Genomic DNA, 21,690 nt, shown 5'->3' with positions numbered 1-21,690 from the left:
TGTAATTCGCATAGAGGTACTATTGGTATTTACGCCATTTCTCTTTATGCTTATTTCATAACAATTGTGTTTAAACTTTTGATTACTCAAAAATAGTAAGTTTAAATCATTTTAGTTACGAATTTGGCAAAATTCGTAAAAAAACACAAAACGTAGTAGGTTGAAATTTGTTTTTCAGACCAAATACATTTTGTGTTCTTAATTACTTTGTTTTCTTAAAACTGCGCTACTTCAGTAGAATCTTTCATGGCTATTGTAGAAGATTTTCCTGTGGTAACCGTATTTTGAACGGCATCAAAGTAAGATGTTCCTACGAAACCTTGATGTTTTACGGCTTTGAAACCGTGTTTTTGCAAGGCAAATTCTCTTTCCTGTAATTCAGAATAACCGGCCATTCCTCTTTCTTTGTACGCTTTTGATAATTCGAACATACTGGTGTTTAGCGCATGAAATCCAGCTAATGTGATGAATTGAAATTTGTATCCCATTGCAGCAAGGTCTTCTCTGAAGGTTTCCATCTCAGCTACGGATAATTTTGCAGCCCAGTTGAATGAAGGCGAGCAGTTATACGCTAACATTTTGCCTGGAAATTCTTTGTGAATCGCATCTGCAAATTGTTTGGCGTAAGCCAAATCAGGGTTGCTGGTTTCCATCCAAATTAAATCAGCATAAGGTGCGTAGCTCAATCCTCTGTCAATTCCTTGTTCAACTCCACAATTTACATAGAAAAATCCTTCTCCTGTTTTCTCACCTGTAATGAATTTGGCATCTCTAGGATCGATGTCGCTTGTCAATAAATTGGCAGCATCAGCATCAGTGCGGGCCACGATTAAAGTTGGAGTTCCCATAACGTCAGCTGCTAATCTTGCTGCGATCAGTTTGTTAATCGCTTCTTGAGTAGGAACCAATACTTTTCCCCCTAAGTGTCCGCATTTTTTTGCAGAACTTAATTGATCTTCAAAGTGAACTCCGGCAGCGCCTGCTTCGATCATTGATTTCATTAATTCGAAAGCATTTAGATTGCCACCAAAACCAGCTTCGGCATCAGCAACTATAGGAACTAAATATTGTTTTTTATCAGTCGTTCCGTTTACAACTTGTATCTGATCGGCGCGTAAAAGTGCATTATTGATTCGTTTTACTACCAATGGAACGCTGTTTGCAGGATATAAAGATTGGTCAGGGTACATTTCGCCTGCAACATTTGCGTCAGCGGCAACTTGCCATCCGCTTAAATAGATTGCGTCAAGACCTGCTTCAACTTCTTGAATTGCTTGATTGCCTGTTAGTGCACCAAGTCCAGCTACAAAATCTTGAGAATTAAGTTTATTCCATAGGTTGTTAGCTCCAATTTTTGCGACGCTGTGTTCTATGATGTAAGACCCTTGCAGTTTTACTACTTCTTCCGCTGTGTATGGGCGTTCAACTCCTTTCCATCTTGGGTTTGTAATCCAATCTGCAACTAATTCCTGAATTCTTGTTTCTGTTGTTTTCATTTTCTGCGTTTTTATGGTTGTTTGTTAATAGTTTTTTAAATGTATTTGTACCCTAAGATGGTCAAAAATTCGATGAAATTATCGTTTACTACTAAGATGTCTAATAGTTGCTCTGCCAATCTGTATTTTTGCTTTTCATGATTTTCGTCTCCAACACTTTTTCTGATTTTTTCAAATTCTTCCATTGCCATTCGATGGTAGTATTTTTCGTTTAATACTTTTTGATTGTCTAAAACCACTTCGTTTTTAAGCCACTGCCACAATTGTGATCTTGATATTTCGGCAGTTGCAGCGTCTTCCATTAAATGGTGTAAAGCTGCGGCACCTTGTCCGTTTAACCAGGATGCGATATACAAAACAGAAATGCTGATATTTTTTCGAACTCCTTCTTCGGTGATTGTTCCTTTTGGAATTTCTAATAAATCTTTCTCGGTTACATGTACGTCTTCTCTTTTTACATGAATTTGGTTTGCTGTTGGCATGTATTTGTCGAAAACTTTCATGGCTAATGAAACCAAATCCGGATGCGCAACCCAAGTTCCGTCGTGTCCGTTTTTTACCTCACGTTCTTTGTCGGTGATTACTTTATTGAAAGCAATTGCATTTGCTTCATCGTCGTTTTTTATCGGAATTTGAGCGGCCATTCCTCCTATTGCATGAATATTACGTTTGTGGCATCTTTGAATAACCAACTGCGAGTATGCGCTCATAAATGGAGACGTCATTGTTACTTGATCTCTATTTGGAACAATAAAAGCTAGATTATTTCTTAATTTTTTGATGTAAGAAAAAATGTAATCCCATCTTCCGCAATTAAGACCAACAATGTGATCCTTTAGTTCAAAAATGATTTCGTCCAATTGAAAACTGGCCGTTATGGTTTCGATTAAAACCGTTGTTTTGAATGTTCCGTTTGGAACCCCCAAATATTCCTGTGTAAATTCGAAAACTTCATTCCACCATCTTGCTTCTAAATAATGTTCCAATTTTGGGATGTAAAAATAGGGGGCGGATCCATCTTCGATAAGCTGTTTGTAATTATGGAACGCATACAATCCAAAATCAATAAGAGATCCTGAGGCTTGCTCGCCATCAATCAAAATATTTTTTTCCGTCAAATGCAATCCTCTTGGGCGAACTATTAATACAGCCGTTTTTTCATTTAAACTGTATTTTTTAATTTTTTTAGTGTCTTCTAAAGTGATAGTCTTGTTTACTGCATCTTTCAAGTTTTGTTGCCCGCTCATCAAATTACTCCAGGTTGGTGAAGTGCTGTCTTCGAAATCGGCCATGAAAGTTTTTGCTCCCGAATTAAGTGCATTGATGACCATTTTTCTGTCAACGGGACCGGTTATTTCCACTCTTCTGTCTAATAAGTCTTTTGGCGTTTTTCCGGCTTGCCAATTGCTTTCTCTGATGCTCTTTGTCTCAACTGGAAAGGTTGGTAGAGCTCCATTATCAAATAAGACCTGTTGGTTTTTTCGGTCTTCCAATAACGCAAGTCTTTTGTTATTAAATTTTTGATGTAAGTCAGTTAAAAAATCGATGGCCTCATCCGTCAATATTTCTGGATAATGGTGATTCGTTTCAGTTAATAACTGAAGTAATCTTTCGGTTGTTTCGTTTTGGTGTATCATGGCTAATTCGTTTTACATGACAATAGTACAAAAAGTTTTTTACAAAACAAGCGAACGTACGCTAAAAATTAAAAAAATATTTTTTTGTCGTTTTTGTTTTTTAGCGTATCTTTGATTTTATGAATATAGAAAAGGATTATATAAAGTTGATTTTTGGGTTGAAACTCAAGCAGGCCCGTACCAATAAGAACTTATCTTTATTTGGTTTGGCTAAAATTACAGACCTTTCAAAATCGTACTTAAACGAAATAGAGAAAGGAAAAAAATATCCAAAAACAGATAAGATTATTCTCCTTTCGGAAAAGCTGGATGTTTCTTATGATCATATGGTTTCTTTAAAACTGGATAATAATTTGGCACCTATTGGGGAAATTTTAAAATCGGGTATTTTAAAAGAGATTCCTTTGGATATTTTCGGAATTCAGGAAAATGATCTTATCGACATCATTGCTAATGCTCCTGCAAAGGTAAATGCCTTTATAAGTACTATTATTGAAATTGCCCAACACTATAATTTAACACGCGAAAGTTTTTTCTTGGCAGCATTGCGTTCGTATCAAGAAGCCCATAATAATTATTTTGAAGATTTAGAATTGAAAGTATTGCAATTCTCTAAAGCATTTCATATTAAGGTTGATGCTGAAATTTCTATTGAGGAATTGTCTGCCATCTTAATAGAGGAATATGGTTATACTATTCAAGAAATTGTTTTTTCGGAGCAAGAAGAATTAGGTGATTTAAGGTCGATATTTGTTCCTAAAAGTAGAACTTTGTTACTTTCGTTGGATATTGATGAGCCGCAAAAAGCATTTATTTTGGCCAAAGAAATCGCTTATAATTACCTGGAAATTACAGAAAGGTTGTTCACTTTTAGTTGGATAAAATTTGATAATTTTGATCAGGTTCTTAATAATTTCTATGCTTCGTATTTTGCCGGAGCATTGCTTATACCCAGACAACAACTGATTGATGAATTGAATTTGTTTCTGTTAAAAACAGATCCAAAGCCACAAGAGATGATTCAATTGATGGGAAAATTCAATGTTTCGCCCGAATCTTTTTATCAAAGGCTGACTAATATTTTACCTAAGGATTTTCAGTTAAAGAATCTCTTCTTCTTGCGATTGTCGCATAAAATTGGCGCAGACACCTATCAAATAAAGAAAGAATTACACATTACAAATCAACAAGAGCCGCACGCCAACGAAATGAATGAGCATTACTGTCGAAGATGGGTGTCGATCAAGACGATAGAGAATGCTATGAAACAAAACAAGAATCACTTTTTTGATGCGCAAATTTCTCGTTACGATAATAGCAGTAATGAGTATTTGGTTTTCTCGTCAGCAACATTGGATCCATTCAAAAAAGATTGTTTAAGGAGTATTTCTGTGGGAATATTAATTACGCCAAGTGTAAAGAAAAAATTCAAATTCATCGATAATAAATCCATCCAAAAACAAATTGTAGGTGTAACTTGCGAGACTTGCGCCGTTAAAAATTGTCTGGAAAGAGCTTCTCCTCCAATTCAATTGCAGCAGAAAATTCGAAATGAAAATACAGATTTAATTGTACAGCAGTATATGGCTAAATTTAGTTAGACGTGTATTTTATCGACGAAAAGCACCTAAAGTTCGATTAAGAATTCTCGGTGCTTTTTTTACTCGCTTGAAAAATTAGTCTATCCATTTGTAGTAACGAGCTCCTAATAGATTAGGAATTTCATTCTCTATTCGGTCTAAAACCCATTCTTTTTTAGGGAGCTGAATGCTTTGTTTTTGTTCTTTTTTATGCAGTTTTTCGTATGTTAGAAAATCAATTTCAAAACTTTCATCTAATGTTTCAAATAGTTTAATACCAGCTATTGCCGTTCTCCAATCTGGTTGGATCGTTCCTTCAAAAACTTTCGATTTAGAGCCGCTTCCGTAAGCAAGAAACCCAAATTTACTATCGCTTATTTCTTTTGCAGTATCATAAAAATGAGCCAAAGTCGATAGCAGTCCCATAAAAATGGAGCCGGTGTATAAATTACCGATTAATGAAGAAGCGAGTTCGGCAGGCATCAATTTATTATGTACAAAATTTTGGTAGTCTTCGGATTTACTGATTCCTTTCAATTTATTTTGATATTCGGTTGCGTCTTCATCTCCAGTGATGATTTTATTTTCGGCATCCAAAGCGTAAATCTCAAATAGCATGCGACGTCCTTGAAACGCGTAAGGCAAATGCATAATGATGCTTTTCCATGATTTGTAGATTGTTTCGTTTGTGTTTTTTAATTTTTTTAATGAAAAATAAGCATTTCTGGTGCGATCCATATAACATTGGTTGGAATATTGTCCATCAAAAACCGGTTGGTCTTTGTGGATTTCTATTTCGTCTTCAAGGTTGTCAAACCAAGGCTCGTTAGTTGAATTTCCTGTAATTGCTTTTTTTGAAATAGTGCGGTACGGTTTAAAAAAGTCAAAAACCCCTTTTGTACTTGTTGCCCAATTGTTGTCAAATGCAATAATTCTGGGGTCTGAAACAATTAACATTGCTACTGCGCCGGCACCTTGGGTATATTCACCGGTAGAGTTTAAATCGTATTTAGCAAAATCAGTTGTGACAACAATTGCTTTCTTGGTAGGGTTTAATTGAATAAAATCCAAGCAGTTTTGCAAGGCGTCAACACCACCAATGCAAGCAAATGTAAAATCAACCACATCACATTCTGATAAAATGTTTTCCCCAAATTTTTGTTCCATCAATGCGATTAGAAAAGAACTTATCGGTTTTGAACTATCAATCGAACTTTCGGTTCCAACATAAATTCTTGCAATTTCACTAAGATTAAGATTGTTTTCTTGAATCAGTTTGGTCAAAGCGTTTGCGGCAAAAACAACCGTATCTTGATGTGTATCCGGTAATGTCATTTTTATTAAGCCCAACCCTTTTTCTAATTTTTCAGGTTCAATATGTCTGGCTTTTGCCAATGTTTTAATAGGTAAATGTATTTTAGCAACATCAAAAGAGATGGAGTCAATTCCTGTTTTCATTATTCAGTTTTTAACTTGTAAAGTTAAAAACGCATTGTCTTGATGCAATCGTTTTACGGATATAAATTCAAAGGAGGAGATGTTTTTATTAATTTGTAAATAAACAATAATTAAAATTATTGAATCGGTAATTTTAGTCTTTTTGTAGCGTGATTTTTGATATTTACCGCTACCTCTTATTTAAGATTTCTTTCTTTTTTGTTTAACCATTTTTTGAATTTTGTTTGATTTTTAGAGATTTCTTGGTGTTTTGTGTAAAACACTTTAAATTCATTATAAATAACAGCGAAAAGGTTGTAGTTACTGTCTAATTGCTTTATTTTTGTAGAATTTTTCAAAACAAATTATATAAATCTTATGGCAAAATCTGCATTATTGAAATCGTCAATAGCAAAAAAAGTAGCTATGGCACTTTCAGGACTTTTTTTGATGTTGTTTCTAGCACAGCATTTTTTTATCAATATGACATCGGTCTTTAGTGCCGATACATTCAACTCGATTTCTCATTTTATGGGAAATAATCCTTTAGTTCAATATGTAATTCAGCCTATATTAATTGTTGGGGTAGTTTTTCACTTCATCATGGGTTTTGTTTTGGATTTTAAAAACAGAAAAGCCAGGCCAATTGGGTATGCGAAAAATAACGGAGCTGCTAATTCTTCGTGGGCTTCCAGAAATATGATAGTTACTGGGTCAGTTGTTCTAGCCTTTTTAGCTTTGCATTTTTACGATTTTTGGGTTCCTGAAATGGTATATAAATATGTAGAATCTAATCCATTGAATGAAACAAGATATTTTCATGAATTAGCAGAAAAATTTGAAAGCCCCGTTAGAACAGGATTGTACAGTTTGTCTTTTTTATTGTTGTCTTTGCACTTGTGGCATGGTTTCAATTCTTCCTTTCAGTCAGTAGGTTTTAATAATAAATATTCAAAATCTTTGCATACATTAGGATATGCTTTTGCAATTGTAGTTCCTTTTGGTTTCATTTTCATTGCATTATTTCATCATTTTAATCATTAATATTAAATTATAATGGCATTAGATTCAAAAATTCCTACCGGTCCAATTGCGGACAAATGGACAAATTATAAAGATCATATTAATTTAGTAAACCCTGCTAACAAACGTAATTTAGATATAATTATAGTGGGTACAGGTCTTGCTGGAGGTTCTGCTGCTGCAACATTAGCAGAATTAGGATATAACGTAAAAGCATTTTGTTTTCAAGATTCACCCCGTCGTGCGCACTCCATTGCTGCACAAGGAGGAATCAACGCTGCAAAAAATTATAAAGGAGACGGTGATTCAGTTCACAGATTGTTTTACGACACCGTAAAAGGTGGTGATTATCGTGCTCGCGAGGCTAACGTACACCGTTTGGCGGAAGTTTCCGGTAATATTATTGACCAATGTGTGGCACAAGGCGTTCCATTGGCTCGTGAATATGGAGGGTTATTAGATAACCGTTCTTTTGGAGGAACTTTGGTTTCTCGTACTTTTTATGCACAAGGGCAAACAGGTCAACAATTACTTTTGGGCGCTTACTCAGCAATGAATCGCCAGATAGGTCGTGGTAAAGTAAAAATGCATCACCGTCACGAAATGCTGGATTTAGTAATCGTAAACGGAAAAGCAAGAGGAATTATCGCTCGTAACTTAGTTACCGGTGAAATAGAAAGACACTCGGCTCATGCGGTTGTTATTGCTTCTGGTGGGTATGGAAATGTGTTTTTCCTTTCTACCAATGCAATGGGAAGTAACGCTACTGCTGCTTGGAAAATCCACAAAAAAGGGGCTTTCTTCGCCAATCCTTGTTATACACAAATTCATCCTACTTGTATTCCGGTTTCAGGAGATCACCAATCAAAATTGACATTAATGTCAGAATCATTGCGAAATGATGGACGTATTTGGGTTCCTGCAAAATTAGAAGATGCGCAAGCGATTCGAGAAGGAAAGAAAAAAGCAACCGATTTATCAGAAAGTGAAAGAGATTATTTCTTAGAAAGAAGGTATCCGGCTTTTGGTAACTTAGTGCCTCGTGATGTAGCTTCCCGTGCTGCCAAAGAAAGATGTGATGCAGGTTTTGGAGTAAACAAAACAGGTGAAGCAGTTTATTTGGATTTTGCGGCAGCTATTCAACGGTACGGAAATGAGCAAGCGTATGTAAAAGGATTGGATACTAATGATACTAAATTAGTAACTAAATTAGGTACTGAACTTGTAAAAAGTAAATACGGGAACTTGTTCCAAATGTATTATAAAATTGTAGATGAAGATCCTTACACTGCTCCAATGATGATTTACCCTGCGGTACATTATACAATGGGAGGTACTTGGGTTGATTATAACTTGCAAACTACAATTCCGGGTTGTTTTTCCATTGGGGAATCGAACTTCTCAGATCATGGAGCCAACAGACTTGGGGCTTCGGCTTTGATGCAAGGTTTAGCAGATGGGTATTTCGTATTGCCATATACTATTGGAGATTATCTAGCTCCAGATATTAAAATGGGTGCCATATCTACAGATTTACCTGAATTTGTTGCTGCTGAAAAAGCGGTAAAAGATCAAATCGAAAGATTCATGAACAATAAAGGAACACATTCTGTTGACTATTTTCATAAGAAATTAGGGAAAATTATGTGGGACAAAGTGGGAATGGCTCGTAATGAAAAAGGATTAAACGAAGCAATTGTAGAAATTGCTGCTTTGCGCGAAGAGTTTTACAAAGAAGTAAAAGTTCCTGGTGATGCGAATGGTTTGAATCAAGAATTGGAGAAAGCAACTCGTGTTGCCGATTTCCTTGAATTGGGGGAATTATTTGCTAAAGATGCGTTACATCGTAATGAATCTTGTGGAGGACATTTCCGTGAAGAATACCAAACAGAAGAAGGAGAAGCCCAGCGTGACGATGAGAATTTTGCTTACGTAGCAGCATGGGAATACACTGGGAAACCAAGCGAAGCAATTTTACACAAAGAGCCGTTGGTATTTGATAACGTGAAATTAGTTCAAAGAAGTTATAAATAATTTAGTCTAATGTCTAACGTTTTAAAGTCAAGTGGCTCAATGTCAATCGACTTTCGACTTTCGACTTTATGACTTTCAAACTAAAAATATGAAACTTACATTAAAAATATGGCGTCAGAAAAATGCCGCTGCAGAAGGTAAAATAGTTGAGTATCCTATAGATCATATTGAGCCAGATATGTCATTTCTTGAAATGCTTGACATTTTGAATGACGAATTGATCATGAAAGGGGATGAGCCAGTTGCATTTGATCACGATTGTCGCGAAGGAATTTGCGGGATGTGTTCTTTATATATCAATGGGGAAGCGCACGGACCAGACCGAGGTGTTACCACTTGTCAATTGCACATGAGAATGTTCAAGGATGGTGATACCATTTTTATTGAGCCGTTTAGAGCCAAAGCTTTTCCAGTAATTAAAGATTTAGTGGTTGACAGAAGTTCTTTTGACAGGATTCAACATGCGGGAGGATTTATATCCGTAAACACCTCAGGAAATACTATTGATGCTAATACGATCCCTATTAATAAGGAAGATGCGGATAATGCTTTTGATGCGGCTACTTGTATTGGTTGTGGAGCTTGTGTGGCGAGTTGTAAAAACTCATCGGCGATGCTTTTTGTCGCTGCAAAAGTATCTCAATATGCGTTGTTGCCACAAGGAAGAATTGAAGCTACTGACCGTGTATTGAATATGGTGAGCCAAATGGATGCTGAAGGTTTTGGAAACTGTACTAATACTGGAGCTTGTGAAGTAGAATGTCCAAAAGGAATTTCTCTTGAAAATATTGCTCGTATGAACAGAGAATATTTGTCAGCAAGCTTGAAAGGATAAGACTTAATATGTGAAATTAAAAAACGCATTCAATGTAAAAGTTGAATGCGTTTTTTTTTATCTTTATAAAAATGATTTAAAATGAAAGTAACGCTTATCCAATCGCCTTTAGTCTGGGAAAGTCCAAAAGAAAACCGAAACTATTTCGAAGCCAAAATTAATTCAATTTTCGGAAGTACAGAATTGATTGTGCTACCTGAAATGTTTACATCGGGTTTTACAATGAATCCAGAGCTCGTAGCGGAAACTATGCAAGGGGAAACGGTAGGGTGGCTTAAAGTATTGGCAAAAGCTAAAAAAAGCGCCATTACGGGAAGTATTGTTATTAAAGAAAAAAGTAATTTCTATAATAGGATGTTATTTGTTTTTCCATCAGGAGAAATTCAGTTTTATGATAAAAAACATTTATTTACTTTGGCTGGGGAAAACAAAGTCTACACCAGTGGAACGCAAAAAGTTATCGTCAATTATTTAAATTGGAAAATTTGCCTCCAAGTATGTTATGATTTGCGATTTCCTGTATTTTCTCGAAATTCGGAAGATTATGATTTGCTAATTTATGTTGCAAGTTGGCCAAAAACAAGAATAAATGCTTGGGATACGTTACTCAAAGCGCGTGCTATAGAAAACATGAGTTATGCTATTGGTGTTAATAGAATAGGCGAGGACGATAATGGATATCAGTATACGGGACATTCGCAAGTTGTCGATTATCTTGGGGAATATTTACTTGAACCGAATGAGTCTGAAGTTATTTTTCCGGTTGAATTAGATAAACTGAAAATGATGTTGACAAGACAAAAATTAGGATTCCTTAATGATAGAGATGATTTTAAAATATAAGAATAAAATATTTAGGATTATCGATTTTTGATTCCAGCGGATGAAGAAATCTGAAATCAAAAACGTTAATTATCATTCTTAAATCCCTACTTCTTCACCACTTTCTTTTTCGGTTCGGGACTATATGGAACACTTAAATCAAAAATCTGGTTTACATCCCAATTTGCACGAACGTCAATTTCTTTTGAGAAATAAATAACTTCTTCGGCTTGGCGTTTTTCTAAATAATTTCCTGTATCCCATTCCTTATTTTTATTCACATCATAAATGGCTCGCAGAGAATATAAAGCGGGTTCAATTAAATTAAAGTCTATTGTGGCGTTTTTTTCTGCGTATTCAGCGGCTAAAAGCTCTCCTTTTTGATTTGTCAATTCAATAATGACGGGAAATTGTTTTACATTTTGTAAAGAAATGCTAAGATTCCCATACTCTGCAGTAGTTTTAGTTATAGCCTTATATGTCAAGGTGTCATTTGATTTTTCGAAAAAATCAGTTAATGCACCAGGATTAATTGTAAAAGCATATTCTTCAGAAGGTTCCTTCTTGAAGTCGAAGTATAATTTTTGATTAAATTCGTCGTATTCAGAAGTGAAAGGAACTGCTGTTCCCGCTTTATTGACTAATTTAATTTTTGTATTATCAAATTTGACTAATGGTGTAGCGGTTTCGAAAGCCAAACGATCTCTAAAATTTAAAACGCCATTTTGCATAGCAATAATGTTTAAAGTGTCTTTTTTCTGTTCTTTAATTTTAATTGTAAAATGCTCTAGGTACTTGTCCCTGTTAACCGTTACAGCTAATGAATCGGTCTTTAAAGGTTTAAACCATATTTGCAGCGAATCCTTCTTTGGCAACCGAGTAACGATAGAAGGAAGTACGTCATTTTTGTTTTTTAAGATTATTTTAGGTCTTTCATTTACTGAATTTGCTTTTCCTTCATAACCGATGATTAATCTGTTGCCGGATACTTGACTTGGCTTGTAAGCTTTAAATGGTAAAACTTCTTTGAATACTTCCAGTTCGTAAACCGTGTCATTTGGTATAGTTATATATTGTTTGTTAAACCCAATTTTGTCGTTTTTTGGGTTGAATTTGTTGTTGTTGTTGTAATCTTTCATAGCCACAAGAAGATATTTACCTGCTTTTAAATTATCTAATTTAAAAGTTTTCAAGCTATCAAGTGTGTTGATGATGTATCTAGGGTTATCAGAGTAAATTACAGAGTCTTTAAAAGTGTTATTTATCTCGTAAAGCATTATAGATACAAATGATTCTGTTTCTTTGTTATATGCATCCTTCACTTTTCCATTGAGAGAAAGTGAATCGATGTGGTCGCCAGTTGAGAATACATATTTGAACTGGTTGTAAGGATTTCCTTCATTATTGTCAGAGATACTTTGACCAAAGTTGAAACTGTATGTGGTATTGGGCTTAAGGGTATCTTTTATTTGAATGGTAATAAACTTACTGGCAGTAGTTGGTAAAATCAAAGGCTCCTGTTTCATTGGCGGAGAAATGATCAATTGTTTGTTTAAATTCTTTAATATGATATTTTCGTCGAAGACCAATTTTATTTCATTTCCTTTAAAGTTGATGCTGAAATTCTTAGGAAAACTCATTTTTAAAACGGGCGCAAGCGTATCTTTTGAACCTCCGGTTATGGTTCCTCTTTTTGCGCATCCTATCATTATTAAAAGCAATAGCAGGGAAATATATCTTAAATTGTTTTTCAACATATCAAATTTGGATTAGAATTACAAAATAACAATTATAATTAATGGAATTGAAACTTTTTACTGTTTTATTACAGGTATTTGACTAGGCTTACTTTTAAGTTTCTATATTTTCTTTTTGTCTTTTAATGTGTAAATTTACCTCGATGTAAAGTTTGTAATTTTAGATAATAAATAAGAAATGAAAAAAATTGAACACATAGGAATTGCGGTTAAAAATTTAGAAGTTTCAAATTTAATTTTTGAAAAGCTATTGGGTGCTCCCGCTTATAAATTTGAAGACGTCGAAAGTGAAGGGGTGAGTACTTCTTTCTTTGCTGTTGGGCCGAATAAAGTAGAACTTCTGGCGGCTACTAATCCGGATAGTCCTATAGCTAAATTTATAGAAAAAAAAGGGGAAGGAATACATCATATTGCTTTTGACGTGGAGGATATCGTATCGGAAATAGAACGTCTGAAATGTGAGGGTTTTGTTGTTTTGAATGAAGTACCAAAAAAGGGAGCCGACAATAAATTAGTTGTCTTTTTACATCCTAAAAGTACAAATGGAGTTTTGATTGAGTTGTGTCAAGAAATTAAATAATTCAATCGTAAAGTTTAGAAATCTAATAATCAATGGTTTTCTGTCAGATGGTTCTAAATATTGGGGGTAATTGAAAATCTAAGCAAAAAATATTTGGAGCAAACGAAAAATAGTAGTAATATTGCAAACTCTAAACCGGTCCTATAGCTCAGCTGGTTAGAGCACCTGACTCATAATCAGGTGGTCCCTGGTTCGAGCCCAGGTGGGACCACGATAATCCCCTCAAAATATATATTTTGAGGGGATTTGTTTTTTGGGGTGTATTAAAATAAGAATTCATTAAAATTCATATCTTTGTATTGTAAGAAGTGATTTTTGTAAAAAAATGAGTTTTTGTTTGCTGTTTTGGTTGATTTAATAAGGATTGACAACAGAGATTGATAATAAATAGTTGAAATTACTTTTTTTAAACGATTGATTTACTATTTTTGGAAATTATGAATATTTTGCCAAACAAATTTTATCTTTTAATTGCTTTCCTGCTTGGGACCTTGTGTGCTATTGCAGGTAATGGCGGCCCTCCTACTCCGGGTATTGCAGGTAAGCGCAAGCCACCTCCACCACCAGGGCTTTCTATCGATGAAAATATTTCTGTACTACTAATAATTGCATTGCTTTTTGGATTTTATATCATTTACAGTCATCGTTTAAAAACAAAAGCTCCAATTTAAATTGGAGCTTTTGTTTTTATAAGATTGTTTTGTTATTTATTTAGATATAATCGGGAGACATACTTGCCTATTACATCAAATTCAAGATTTATTTTTGTGCCAACTTCAAATGATTTAAAATTAGTATGTTCATGAGTGTATGGAATAATGGCCACGCTAAATTGATTCTTCTTTGAGTTTACGACCGTTAGGCTAACACCGTTTACAGTGATTGAGCCTTTTTCGATTGTGATATTGTTTAGTTTTTCATCGTATTCAAAGGTATAAAGCCAACTTCCGTTAGTTTCTTGCGCTACTATGCAAATTCCTATTTGATCGACATGACCTTGTACGATATGACCGTCAAGTCGGTCTCCAAGTTTCATAGCTCTTTCAAGATTCATACTGTCTCCTGTTTTCCAAGACGATAAATTCGTTTTTTTAATTGTTTCGTCAATAGCAGTTACGGTGTAAAGGGTGTCTTTTAGAGCTACGACAGTCAGACAGATTCCATTATGGGCAACACTCTGGTCAATTTTAAGTTCGCTTGTTATAGAAGAGTCTATTGTAATGTGAATATTGTCTTTCTCTTTTTTTATTTCTTGGATTACGCCAAGGGTTTCTATTATTCCTGTAAACATTTCTTGTTTTATTTTACTAAATTTGCACTTCAAAATTAGCAATAAATAACGTTAGATCATGATGAAAAAAGCAGAAAATATAATCGTTGGGATTTCAATTGGAGATTTAAACGGTATTGGAAGCGAAGTTGTTTTAAAAACATTCGAAGATTCACGAATGTTAGAGCTTTGTACGCCGGTTATTTTTGCGAATGTGAAAATAATGTCATTTGTAAAAAAGAGTTTTGAATCAACTTCAATGCTGCATGGAATTGATAAATTGGATCAAATTGTTACAGGGAAAATTAATGTTTTTAATCTTTGGAAAGAAGGAGTTGATTTGAATCCAGGAACAAACGATGAAAAAATTGGGCAATATGCTATAAAATCATTTGTTGCGGCTACTAATGCTTTAAAAGAAGGTGTTGTTGATGTGTTAGTCACTGCGCCTATAAATAAATATAACATCCAGTCGGAAACATTTAAGTTTCCGGGCCATACCGATTATTTAGATCAAGAGCTAGAGGGGAATGCGCTGATGTTAATGGTTCAGGATAATTTAAGAGTCGGACTGTTGACCGACCACATTCCCGTAAGCGAAGTGGCATCAAAACTAACCGAAGAGTTGATTATTAAGAAAATTGAAACAGTAAGGCAATCGTTAATTCAAGATTTTAGTATAAATAAACCTAAAATTGCCGTTTTAGGTTTGAATCCACACTGCGGTGATGGCGGAGTAATTGGTAAAGAAGATGATTTGGTGATCAAGCCAGCATTGAAAAAATTATTTGAAAAGGGAACATTGGTATTCGGTCCTTTTGCTGCAGATGGTTTTTTTGGTAGTAGCCAATATGAAAAATATGATGCAATTATTGCTGCGTATCATGATCAAGGATTAATCCCCTTTAAAACATTGTCTTTTGGTAAAGGAGTGAATTATACTGCTGGATTAAATAAAATTAGAACGTCTCCTGATCATGGGACAGCCTATGATATTGCAGGAAAAGGCATAGCAGATTATAATTCATTTAAAGAAGCAGTTTATCTGGCTATTGATATTTATAATGCTAGAAATCAATATAAGGAAATCAGTGAGAATCCGCTAAAAACAAAAGAAAAACAGTTATAAACAAAAAAAGGTGAATAAGATTATTAGATTTGCAATAATTTTATATCTTTGCACTCCCGAAGTTTAGGGTAAATTGTTGTTGAAATGAGCAAGACAAAAGAATATTTAATTCCTTTCGTAGGATTAAAGCTAGGCAAACACCAATTTGAATTTCAAATTAATAATGCGTTCTTTGAAATCTTTGAGTATGATGAATTTCAAAATTCAAATATCAAAGTTAATGTAGTTTTAGAGAAGAAAAGCAACATGCTGGAGTTAAGTTTCAAGCACTCGGGTACTGTATATGTGCCTTGTGATCTTACCAGCGAAGATTTTGATTTGCCAATAAAAGGCAAGATGAAATTGATAGTTCGTTTTGGTGAAACCTATAATAATGACAATGAAGATTTGCTCATTTTACCGTTTGGCGAATTTGAAATAGATGTTTCTCAGTCTATTTATGAAATGGTAGTGCTCTCAGTTCCTCTAAGACGGGTTCATCCAGGAGTGAAAGATGGAAGTTTAAATACGGAAGCCTTGACAAAACTGAAGGAATTGACAATAAAAGAACAGAAAAAAGAGCATAAAAAAGAAATACAAAAAGAAGAAAATATTGACCCGCGTTGGGACAAATTAAAGCAACTATTAACGGATAAATAATATAGTAAAATGGCACATCCTAAGAGAAAAATCTCCAAAACAAGAAGAGATAAGAGAAGAACACATTACAAAGCTACTGTAGCACAAATCGCTACTTGCCCAATAACTGGGGAAGCACACTTGTATCACAGAGCTTACTGGCATGAAGGAAAAATGTATTACAGAGGGCAAGTTGTTATAGATAAATCTGTAGCTGTTGCTTAATATGTTTTTGTAAATGATATTAGAACTCTCACGATGTGAGAGTTTTTTTGTTGTTTATAATTTTCGTTAAATAAGAGGTTACAAATCAATGCAAATGAATTTTTTTTTTGTAATTTTCAAGTCTTTTAAAAAATTTTCAAGTGGCAACATTTGATAAGAAATAATTGAATACAATGAATACAATTACGGCCGCAATTACCGCTGTTGGAGCCTATGTGCCAGACTTTGTCCTTTCAAACAAAGTGCTAGAAACAATGGTTGACACAAATGACGAGTGGATTACTTCTCGTACAGGAATAAAAGAAAGAAGAATTCTTAAAGATAAAGATAAAGGAACTTCCTATCTTGCTATAAAAGCAGCACAAGATTTATTAGCTAGGGCAAATATAGATCCTTTAGAAATAGATTTAGTGATAATGGCAACTGCAACACCTGATATGCCTGTAGCAGCAACCGGAGTATATGTGGCAACACAAATAGGCGCAACTAATGCATTTGCATATGATCTACAAGCGGCATGTTCCAGCTTTTTATTCGGAATGTCTACTGCTGCGGCTTACATAGAATCAGGACGTTATAAAAAAGTACTTTTAATTGGAGCAGATAAGATGTCTTCAATAGTTGATTATACGGATAGGTCTACCTGTATTATTTTTGGGGATGGTGCTGGTGCAGTATTATTTGAACCTAATTACGAAGGATTAGGACTGCAAGATGAGTACTTAAGGAGTGATGGAGTGGGACGTGATTTTTTGAAAATTGATGCTGGAGGATCTCTTCATCCTACCTCTTTTGAAACCATAACCGAGAACAGACACAATATTATTCAAGACGGTAAAACGGTTTTTAAATATGCGGTTACTAATATGGCCGATGCGAGTGAGATTATTTTGAAAAAAAATAATCTTACTAATGAAGATGTAGATTGGCTAGTTCCTCATCAAGCTAATAAACGTATCATTGACGCTACGGCAAATAGAATGAATTTGGATGACTCAAAAGTTTTAATGAATATTGAAAAATACGGGAACACCACTTCTGCAACTTTGCCATTAGTACTCAGCGATTTTGAACATTTATTCAAAAAGGGAGATACAATTATTTTAGCAGCTTTTGGAGGAGGATTTACTTGGGGATCCATTTATCTAAAATGGGCTTACGACAAAAAATAAATTTAAACTAAAAATAAACAATTATGGATTTAAAAGAAATTCAAAATTTAATCAAGTTTGTGGCTAATTCAGGTGTTGCAGAAGTTAAATTGGAAATGGATGATGTTAAAATCACTATTAGAACAACTTTAGAAGGAAATGTAACCGAGACTACGTATGTACAACAAATGCCAAATCATACTCCGCTTCAACAAGCAGTAGCACCGCAACAAATTGTTGCCACTGCTCCAGTTGCAGAAGTTGCTCCAGTGGTAGAAAATTCTCATTACATCACTATAAAATCTCCAATTATTGGAACTTTCTATAGAAGACCATCGCCAGACAAACCAATGTTTGTTGAAGTGGGTAAAACCATAGCTAAAGGAGATGTGCTTTGTGTTATTGAAGCTATGAAATTGTTTAATGAAATTGAATCTGAAGTGTCTGGTAAAATTGTAAAAATATTGGTTGATGATATGTCGCCAGTAGAATTTGACCAACCTTTATTCTTAGTAGATCCATCATAATCAATTAAGAATTAAAAATTAAGAATTAAAAATCTCATAAAAGTAGCTTTCTAATTCTTAATTCGTAATTTTTAATTTTTAATTTAAAAAAAGATGTTTAAAAAAATATTAATTGCAAATAGGGGAGAAATTGCGCTTCGCGTAATTAGAACATGCAAGGAAATGGGTATCAAAACAGTAGCTGTTTATTCTACTGCCGATGCTGAAAGTCTTCATGTAAAGTTTGCAGACGAAGCAGTTTGTATAGGACCGCCTCCAAGTAACTTGTCTTATTTAAAAATGTCAAATATTATTGCAGCTGCCGAAATTACCAATGCAGATGCAATACATCCAGGTTACGGTTTCCTTTCTGAAAATTCAAAGTTTTCTAAAATTTGTCAGGAACATGGTATCAAATTCATTGGAGCATCTCCTGAAATGATTGATAGAATGGGGGATAAAGCTTCCGCAAAATCGACCATGATTGAAGCTGGTGTTCCTTGTGTTCCAGGTTCAGTAGGAATTTTAGAATCATATGAGCAGGCTTTACAGCTGTCAAGAGATTTTGGTTTTCCAGTAATGTTGAAAGCCACTGCTGGTGGTGGTGGAAAAGGAATGCGAGCTGTTTGGAAAGAAGAAGATCTATTGAAAGCTTGGGAAGATGCCCGTCAGGAATCGGCTGCCGCTTTTGGGAATGATGGGATGTATCTGGAAAAATTAATCGAAGAACCTCGTCATATTGAAATTCAGGTTGTTGGTGATTCTTATGGAAAAGCGTGCCACCTTTCTGAAAGAGATTGTTCTGTTCAAAGACGTCATCAGAAATTAACTGAAGAAACTCCTTCTCCATTCATGACTGACGAATTACGTCAAAAAATGGGAGAGGCTGCTGTTAAAGCTGCTGAATATATCAAATATGAAGGTGCTGGAACCGTAGAATTTTTGGTTGATAAAAATCGTAATTTTTACTTCATGGAAATGAATACACGTATTCAAGTGGAACATCCTATTACGGAGCAAGTTATCGATTATGACTTGATTAGGGAACAAATTATGGTCGCAGCAGGAATACCTATTTCAGGTAAAAACTATTTACCACAATTGCATGCCATAGAATGTAGAATTAATGCGGAAGATCCTTACAATGATTTCCGTCCTTCTCCAGGGAAAATTACGACACTTCATATGCCAGGAGGACACGGTGTTCGTTTAGATACTCATGTGTATTCAGGGTATACTATTCCGCCAAATTATGATTCTATGATTGCTAAGTTAATTACAACGGCACAATCAAGAGAAGAAGCAATTTCAAAAATGAGAAGAGCCTTAGACGAGTTTGTAATTGAAGGGATAAAAACAACTATTCCATTCCACAGACAGTTGATGGATGATCCTCGATATATAGCAGGTAATTATACAACTGCTTTTATGGACACCTTCAAAATGAATGATCCAGAATAAATAAAAATTATTTATAAGAAAACCTCACTGAAAAGTGAGGTTTTTTGTTTCCAAACCATTTGTAAATTTACAATGTTTCGTTCAACCATTTGTAGAACTCTTTTTGCCACACTTGGGCATTTTGTGGTTTTAGTACCCAATGGTTTTCTTCAGGGAAATATAAAAATCTACTTTTTATTCCTCTTAGTTGTGCCGCCTGAAAAGCTTCTTGTCCTTGTCCTATTGGCACACGAAAATCTTTTCCTCCTTGTATGATTAAGATAGGTGTATTCCATTTTTCGACCATAGTCATCGGATTAAAAGTCGTATAGGTTTTTTGGGCAACTGCATTATCTTTTTCCCAATACGCACCGCCAAAATCCCAGTTGTTGAAGAATACTTCTTCCGTAGTCCCAAACATACTTTGCGTATTGTAAACGCCATCATGAGCAATGAAAGTTTTGAATCTATTGTTGTGAATCCCTGCTAAATAAAATACGGAGTAACCACCATAACTAGCGCCTACGCATCCTAATCTTGTTTTGTCTACATAGTTTTCTTTAGCGACATCATCAATCGCAGATAGGTAATCATTGATGACTTGTCCACCCCAGTCTTTACTTATTTGTTCGTTCCAAGCTACGCCATGACCTTGCATTCCGCGACGGTTTGGTGCTACAATAACATAACCATTTGCGGCCATTAACTGGAAATTCCAACGAAAAGAATAGCTTTGGGTTAACGGAGATTGTGGCCCGCCTTGGCAATATAAAAGCGTTGGATATTTTTTTGAAGCATCAAAATTTGGTGGAAGAATTACCCAAACCAGCATTTTTTTACCGTCGGTTGTCGTAATATATCTTCTTTCGGTTTTGCTTAACGCCAAGGATTTATAAGTTGTCGTATTTACATTTGATAATTGTTTCCAACTATTTTTCTTTAGATTATAAGAAAAAATTTCAGCGGCATGATTCATGTCGGTTCTGGTTACAATAATGTTGTCTTCAGAAAATCCAACTAAATCATTTACGTCGAAATCGCCGTTAGTAATTTGATGGACATTAATCGTGATTTTAGTCAAACCTGGAAAATTTACTTCGAATAATTGTTTCGTTCCATCGATTGGCGCAACAAAATAGATCTTTTTACCATCTTTACTCCACATAAAATGATCAACGGTGCCATCCCAACTAGTAGTTAGGTTCAACTTCATTCCGTTGAAGTTCACTACAAGGTCATTTTTATCGGCTTCATAACCGTCACGTTTCATTTGTAACCATGTTAAATTTCCGGTTGGTGAAAATTGGTGTGCCATGTCGTAACCAAGATTATCTTCGGTTCTGTTTATGGTTTTTCCAGTTTCCAAGTTGTACTCGAAAATATTGGTATTTGTTGAAATAGCATACTGTGTACCTTCTTTTTTCTTGCTTACGTAAAGAATACTTTTGCTGTCAGGCGACCAAATATAATCTTCGTCACCTCCAAAAGGTTTTTGTGGGCTATCAAAACTCTCGCCTTTAAGAATATCAATCCCTACAGCACCTTCTTTGTTTTCTTTGTAAAAAACATGGTTGAATTTACCTTCGTTCCAGGTATCCCAATGGCGATAATCGAGCCCGTTGTAGATTTGAACTTGAGATTTTTCCAATTCAGGATAATAATCTTTTCCAAGAACTTTATCGATTTTCACTTCTTCATTGTAAACAATATACTTTCCATCCCGAGATATATTTTTGTCTTTTAATACTTCTTTCGTATCTTTTACTTCCGTCGGATTTCCTCCGTTAACAGGTAGAATGTAAAATTTAGAATTTGATTTATTTTCTTCAATAGAAGGAGTAGAAACTTTGTAAACTACATTTTTTCCGTCTTTCGAAAGGCCTAATGCAGTTACTCGTCCTAATTTCCAAAGTAATTCCGGGGTCATTACATTTTGTGCCATAGCATTCAGACTCATCATTATTAGGGGTATAAGCAGTGCTTTTTTCATATGAATAATTAATTTTTTCGAACTATAAAAATAGCTAATTTATTTCGATGTTCGGCGCTTTCACGGTGGCTATTTCACCCTGATTACTTTACTGTACATTTATTTTATTGGAGTTCAGTACATTTTATTTGTAACGGAAATCCTTTTGTTTTATTTCTTG

The 21,690-nt window shown here is 34.7% G+C and carries 19 protein-coding genes and 1 tRNA gene; 14 read left to right on the top strand and 6 right to left on the bottom strand.

The window, feature by feature from the left end:
• Positions 1–215: 215 nt before the first annotated feature.
• Both aceA and aceB read right to left on the bottom strand, forming a co-directional pair.
• Positions 216–1,496: an isocitrate lyase gene (gene aceA, locus ACFX5D_RS09445; RefSeq protein WP_379857951.1), complete on the bottom strand. Its 1,281-nt coding sequence runs from the start codon at positions 1,494–1,496 to the stop codon at positions 216–218.
• Between the two features lie 35 nt (positions 1,497–1,531).
• Entirely contained in the window at positions 1,532–3,133 is a 1,602-nt protein-coding gene (aceB, locus tag ACFX5D_RS09440; RefSeq protein WP_379857950.1) for a malate synthase A, read from the bottom strand.
• A gap of 119 nt (positions 3,134–3,252) precedes the next feature.
• Here aceB and ACFX5D_RS09435 point away from each other — a divergent pair, with 119 nt between their 5' ends.
• Complete coding sequence (locus ACFX5D_RS09435; RefSeq protein WP_379857949.1) at positions 3,253–4,734, top strand: helix-turn-helix domain-containing protein; 1,482 nt, start codon at positions 3,253–3,255, stop codon at positions 4,732–4,734.
• A 75-nt stretch (positions 4,735–4,809) separates the two neighbouring features.
• Here the strand turns inward: ACFX5D_RS09435 and ACFX5D_RS09430 are convergent, their stop codons facing one another.
• Positions 4,810–6,171, bottom strand: a complete 1,362-nt coding sequence (locus ACFX5D_RS09430) for a hydroxymethylglutaryl-CoA synthase family protein (protein ID WP_379857948.1) — start codon at positions 6,169–6,171, stop codon at positions 4,810–4,812.
• A gap of 357 nt (positions 6,172–6,528) precedes the next feature.
• Between ACFX5D_RS09430 and ACFX5D_RS09425 the strand changes: the two genes are divergently transcribed.
• From ACFX5D_RS09425 to ACFX5D_RS09410, 4 genes are all read left to right on the top strand, one after another.
• A complete protein-coding gene (locus ACFX5D_RS09425) occupies positions 6,529–7,194 on the top strand; it encodes a succinate dehydrogenase cytochrome b subunit (RefSeq protein ID WP_379857947.1) in 666 nt (221 codons plus the stop codon).
• Positions 7,195–7,206: 12 nt separating this feature from the next.
• Entirely contained in the window at positions 7,207–9,207 is a 2,001-nt protein-coding gene (locus ACFX5D_RS09420) for a fumarate reductase/succinate dehydrogenase flavoprotein subunit (RefSeq protein ID WP_379857946.1), read from the top strand.
• Positions 9,208–9,295: 88 nt separating this feature from the next.
• The gene (locus tag ACFX5D_RS09415; protein WP_379857945.1) at positions 9,296–10,042 is read left to right on the top strand and encodes a succinate dehydrogenase/fumarate reductase iron-sulfur subunit; all 747 of its coding nucleotides are present in this window, start codon (positions 9,296–9,298) and stop codon (positions 10,040–10,042) included.
• Between the two features lie 81 nt (positions 10,043–10,123).
• Positions 10,124–10,885, top strand: coding sequence for an amidohydrolase (locus ACFX5D_RS09410; RefSeq protein WP_379857944.1), 762 nt, complete (start codon positions 10,124–10,126; stop codon positions 10,883–10,885).
• 86 nt (positions 10,886–10,971) lie between these two features.
• Here ACFX5D_RS09410 and ACFX5D_RS09405 read toward each other — a convergent pair whose 3' ends face one another.
• Entirely contained in the window at positions 10,972–12,621 is a 1,650-nt protein-coding gene (locus ACFX5D_RS09405; RefSeq protein ID WP_379857943.1) for an Ig-like domain-containing domain, read from the bottom strand.
• Positions 12,622–12,799: 178 nt separating this feature from the next.
• On the opposite strand from ACFX5D_RS09405, the gene mce reads away from it, so the two are divergent.
• From mce to ACFX5D_RS09390, 3 genes are all read left to right on the top strand, one after another.
• Complete coding sequence (gene mce, locus ACFX5D_RS09400) at positions 12,800–13,201, top strand: methylmalonyl-CoA epimerase (protein WP_379857942.1); 402 nt, start codon at positions 12,800–12,802, stop codon at positions 13,199–13,201.
• A gap of 137 nt (positions 13,202–13,338) precedes the next feature.
• Positions 13,339–13,412 (top strand) — tRNA-Ile (locus tag ACFX5D_RS09395).
• Between the two features lie 235 nt (positions 13,413–13,647).
• Positions 13,648–13,872: a hypothetical protein gene (locus tag ACFX5D_RS09390; RefSeq protein WP_379857941.1), complete on the top strand. Its 225-nt coding sequence runs from the start codon at positions 13,648–13,650 to the stop codon at positions 13,870–13,872.
• Between the two features lie 32 nt (positions 13,873–13,904).
• On the opposite strand, the gene ACFX5D_RS09385 is transcribed toward ACFX5D_RS09390, so the two are convergent.
• Positions 13,905–14,492, bottom strand: a complete 588-nt coding sequence (locus tag ACFX5D_RS09385; protein ID WP_379857940.1) for a riboflavin synthase — start codon at positions 14,490–14,492, stop codon at positions 13,905–13,907.
• Positions 14,493–14,550: 58 nt separating this feature from the next.
• On the opposite strand from ACFX5D_RS09385, the gene pdxA reads away from it, so the two are divergent.
• From pdxA to accC, 6 genes are all read left to right on the top strand, one after another.
• Positions 14,551–15,600 carry a 4-hydroxythreonine-4-phosphate dehydrogenase PdxA gene (gene pdxA / locus ACFX5D_RS09380; protein WP_379857939.1) on the top strand — a complete coding sequence of 350 codons (1,050 nt, stop codon included), beginning with the start codon at positions 14,551–14,553 and terminating at the stop codon, positions 15,598–15,600.
• Between the two features lie 84 nt (positions 15,601–15,684).
• Positions 15,685–16,239 (top strand): YceD family protein, encoded by a 555-nt coding sequence (locus tag ACFX5D_RS09375; protein ID WP_379857938.1) that lies wholly within the window; start codon positions 15,685–15,687, stop codon positions 16,237–16,239.
• Positions 16,240–16,248: 9 nt separating this feature from the next.
• On the top strand, positions 16,249–16,443 hold the full coding sequence (rpmF, locus tag ACFX5D_RS09370) for a 50S ribosomal protein L32 (protein ID WP_007137315.1): 195 nt from the start codon (positions 16,249–16,251) through the stop codon (positions 16,441–16,443).
• A gap of 173 nt (positions 16,444–16,616) precedes the next feature.
• A complete protein-coding gene (locus tag ACFX5D_RS09365) occupies positions 16,617–17,615 on the top strand; it encodes a beta-ketoacyl-ACP synthase III (RefSeq protein WP_379857937.1) in 999 nt (332 codons plus the stop codon).
• A gap of 23 nt (positions 17,616–17,638) precedes the next feature.
• Positions 17,639–18,121, top strand: a complete 483-nt coding sequence (accB, locus tag ACFX5D_RS09360) for an acetyl-CoA carboxylase biotin carboxyl carrier protein (protein ID WP_379857936.1) — start codon at positions 17,639–17,641, stop codon at positions 18,119–18,121.
• Positions 18,122–18,214: 93 nt separating this feature from the next.
• The gene (accC, locus tag ACFX5D_RS09355; RefSeq protein WP_073209026.1) at positions 18,215–19,561 is read left to right on the top strand and encodes an acetyl-CoA carboxylase biotin carboxylase subunit; all 1,347 of its coding nucleotides are present in this window, start codon (positions 18,215–18,217) and stop codon (positions 19,559–19,561) included.
• A gap of 67 nt (positions 19,562–19,628) precedes the next feature.
• Here the strand turns inward: accC and ACFX5D_RS09350 are convergent, their stop codons facing one another.
• Complete coding sequence (locus ACFX5D_RS09350) at positions 19,629–21,530, bottom strand: S9 family peptidase (protein ID WP_379857935.1); 1,902 nt, start codon at positions 21,528–21,530, stop codon at positions 19,629–19,631.
• Positions 21,531–21,690: the final 160 nt, after the last annotated feature.

The organism is Flavobacterium fructosi (assembly GCF_042787335.1).
Lineage (GTDB): Bacteria > Bacteroidota > Bacteroidia > Flavobacteriales > Flavobacteriaceae > Flavobacterium > Flavobacterium fructosi.
This window is presented reverse-complemented; position numbering and strand designations above follow the sequence as displayed.

Coding starts and splice junctions, on each gene's coding strand:
- aceA (WP_379857951.1), bottom strand. CDS start 1,496: ATGAAAACAACAGAAACAAGAATTCAGGAATTAGTTGCAGATTGGATT.
- aceB (WP_379857950.1), bottom strand. CDS start 3,133: ATGATACACCAAAACGAAACAACCGAAAGATTACTTCAGTTATTAACT.
- ACFX5D_RS09435 (WP_379857949.1), top strand. CDS start 3,253: ATGAATATAGAAAAGGATTATATAAAGTTGATTTTTGGGTTGAAACTC.
- ACFX5D_RS09430 (WP_379857948.1), bottom strand. CDS start 6,171: ATGAAAACAGGAATTGACTCCATCTCTTTTGATGTTGCTAAAATACAT.
- ACFX5D_RS09425 (WP_379857947.1), top strand. CDS start 6,529: ATGGCAAAATCTGCATTATTGAAATCGTCAATAGCAAAAAAAGTAGCT.
- ACFX5D_RS09420 (WP_379857946.1), top strand. CDS start 7,207: ATGGCATTAGATTCAAAAATTCCTACCGGTCCAATTGCGGACAAATGG.
- ACFX5D_RS09415 (WP_379857945.1), top strand. CDS start 9,296: ATGAAACTTACATTAAAAATATGGCGTCAGAAAAATGCCGCTGCAGAA.
- ACFX5D_RS09410 (WP_379857944.1), top strand. CDS start 10,124: ATGAAAGTAACGCTTATCCAATCGCCTTTAGTCTGGGAAAGTCCAAAA.
- ACFX5D_RS09405 (WP_379857943.1), bottom strand. CDS start 12,621: ATGTTGAAAAACAATTTAAGATATATTTCCCTGCTATTGCTTTTAATA.
- mce (WP_379857942.1), top strand. CDS start 12,800: ATGAAAAAAATTGAACACATAGGAATTGCGGTTAAAAATTTAGAAGTT.
- ACFX5D_RS09385 (WP_379857940.1), bottom strand. CDS start 14,492: ATGTTTACAGGAATAATAGAAACCCTTGGCGTAATCCAAGAAATAAAA.
- pdxA (WP_379857939.1), top strand. CDS start 14,551: ATGATGAAAAAAGCAGAAAATATAATCGTTGGGATTTCAATTGGAGAT.
- ACFX5D_RS09375 (WP_379857938.1), top strand. CDS start 15,685: ATGAGCAAGACAAAAGAATATTTAATTCCTTTCGTAGGATTAAAGCTA.
- rpmF (WP_007137315.1), top strand. CDS start 16,249: ATGGCACATCCTAAGAGAAAAATCTCCAAAACAAGAAGAGATAAGAGA.
- ACFX5D_RS09365 (WP_379857937.1), top strand. CDS start 16,617: ATGAATACAATTACGGCCGCAATTACCGCTGTTGGAGCCTATGTGCCA.
- accB (WP_379857936.1), top strand. CDS start 17,639: ATGGATTTAAAAGAAATTCAAAATTTAATCAAGTTTGTGGCTAATTCA.
- accC (WP_073209026.1), top strand. CDS start 18,215: ATGTTTAAAAAAATATTAATTGCAAATAGGGGAGAAATTGCGCTTCGC.
- ACFX5D_RS09350 (WP_379857935.1), bottom strand. CDS start 21,530: ATGAAAAAAGCACTGCTTATACCCCTAATAATGATGAGTCTGAATGCT.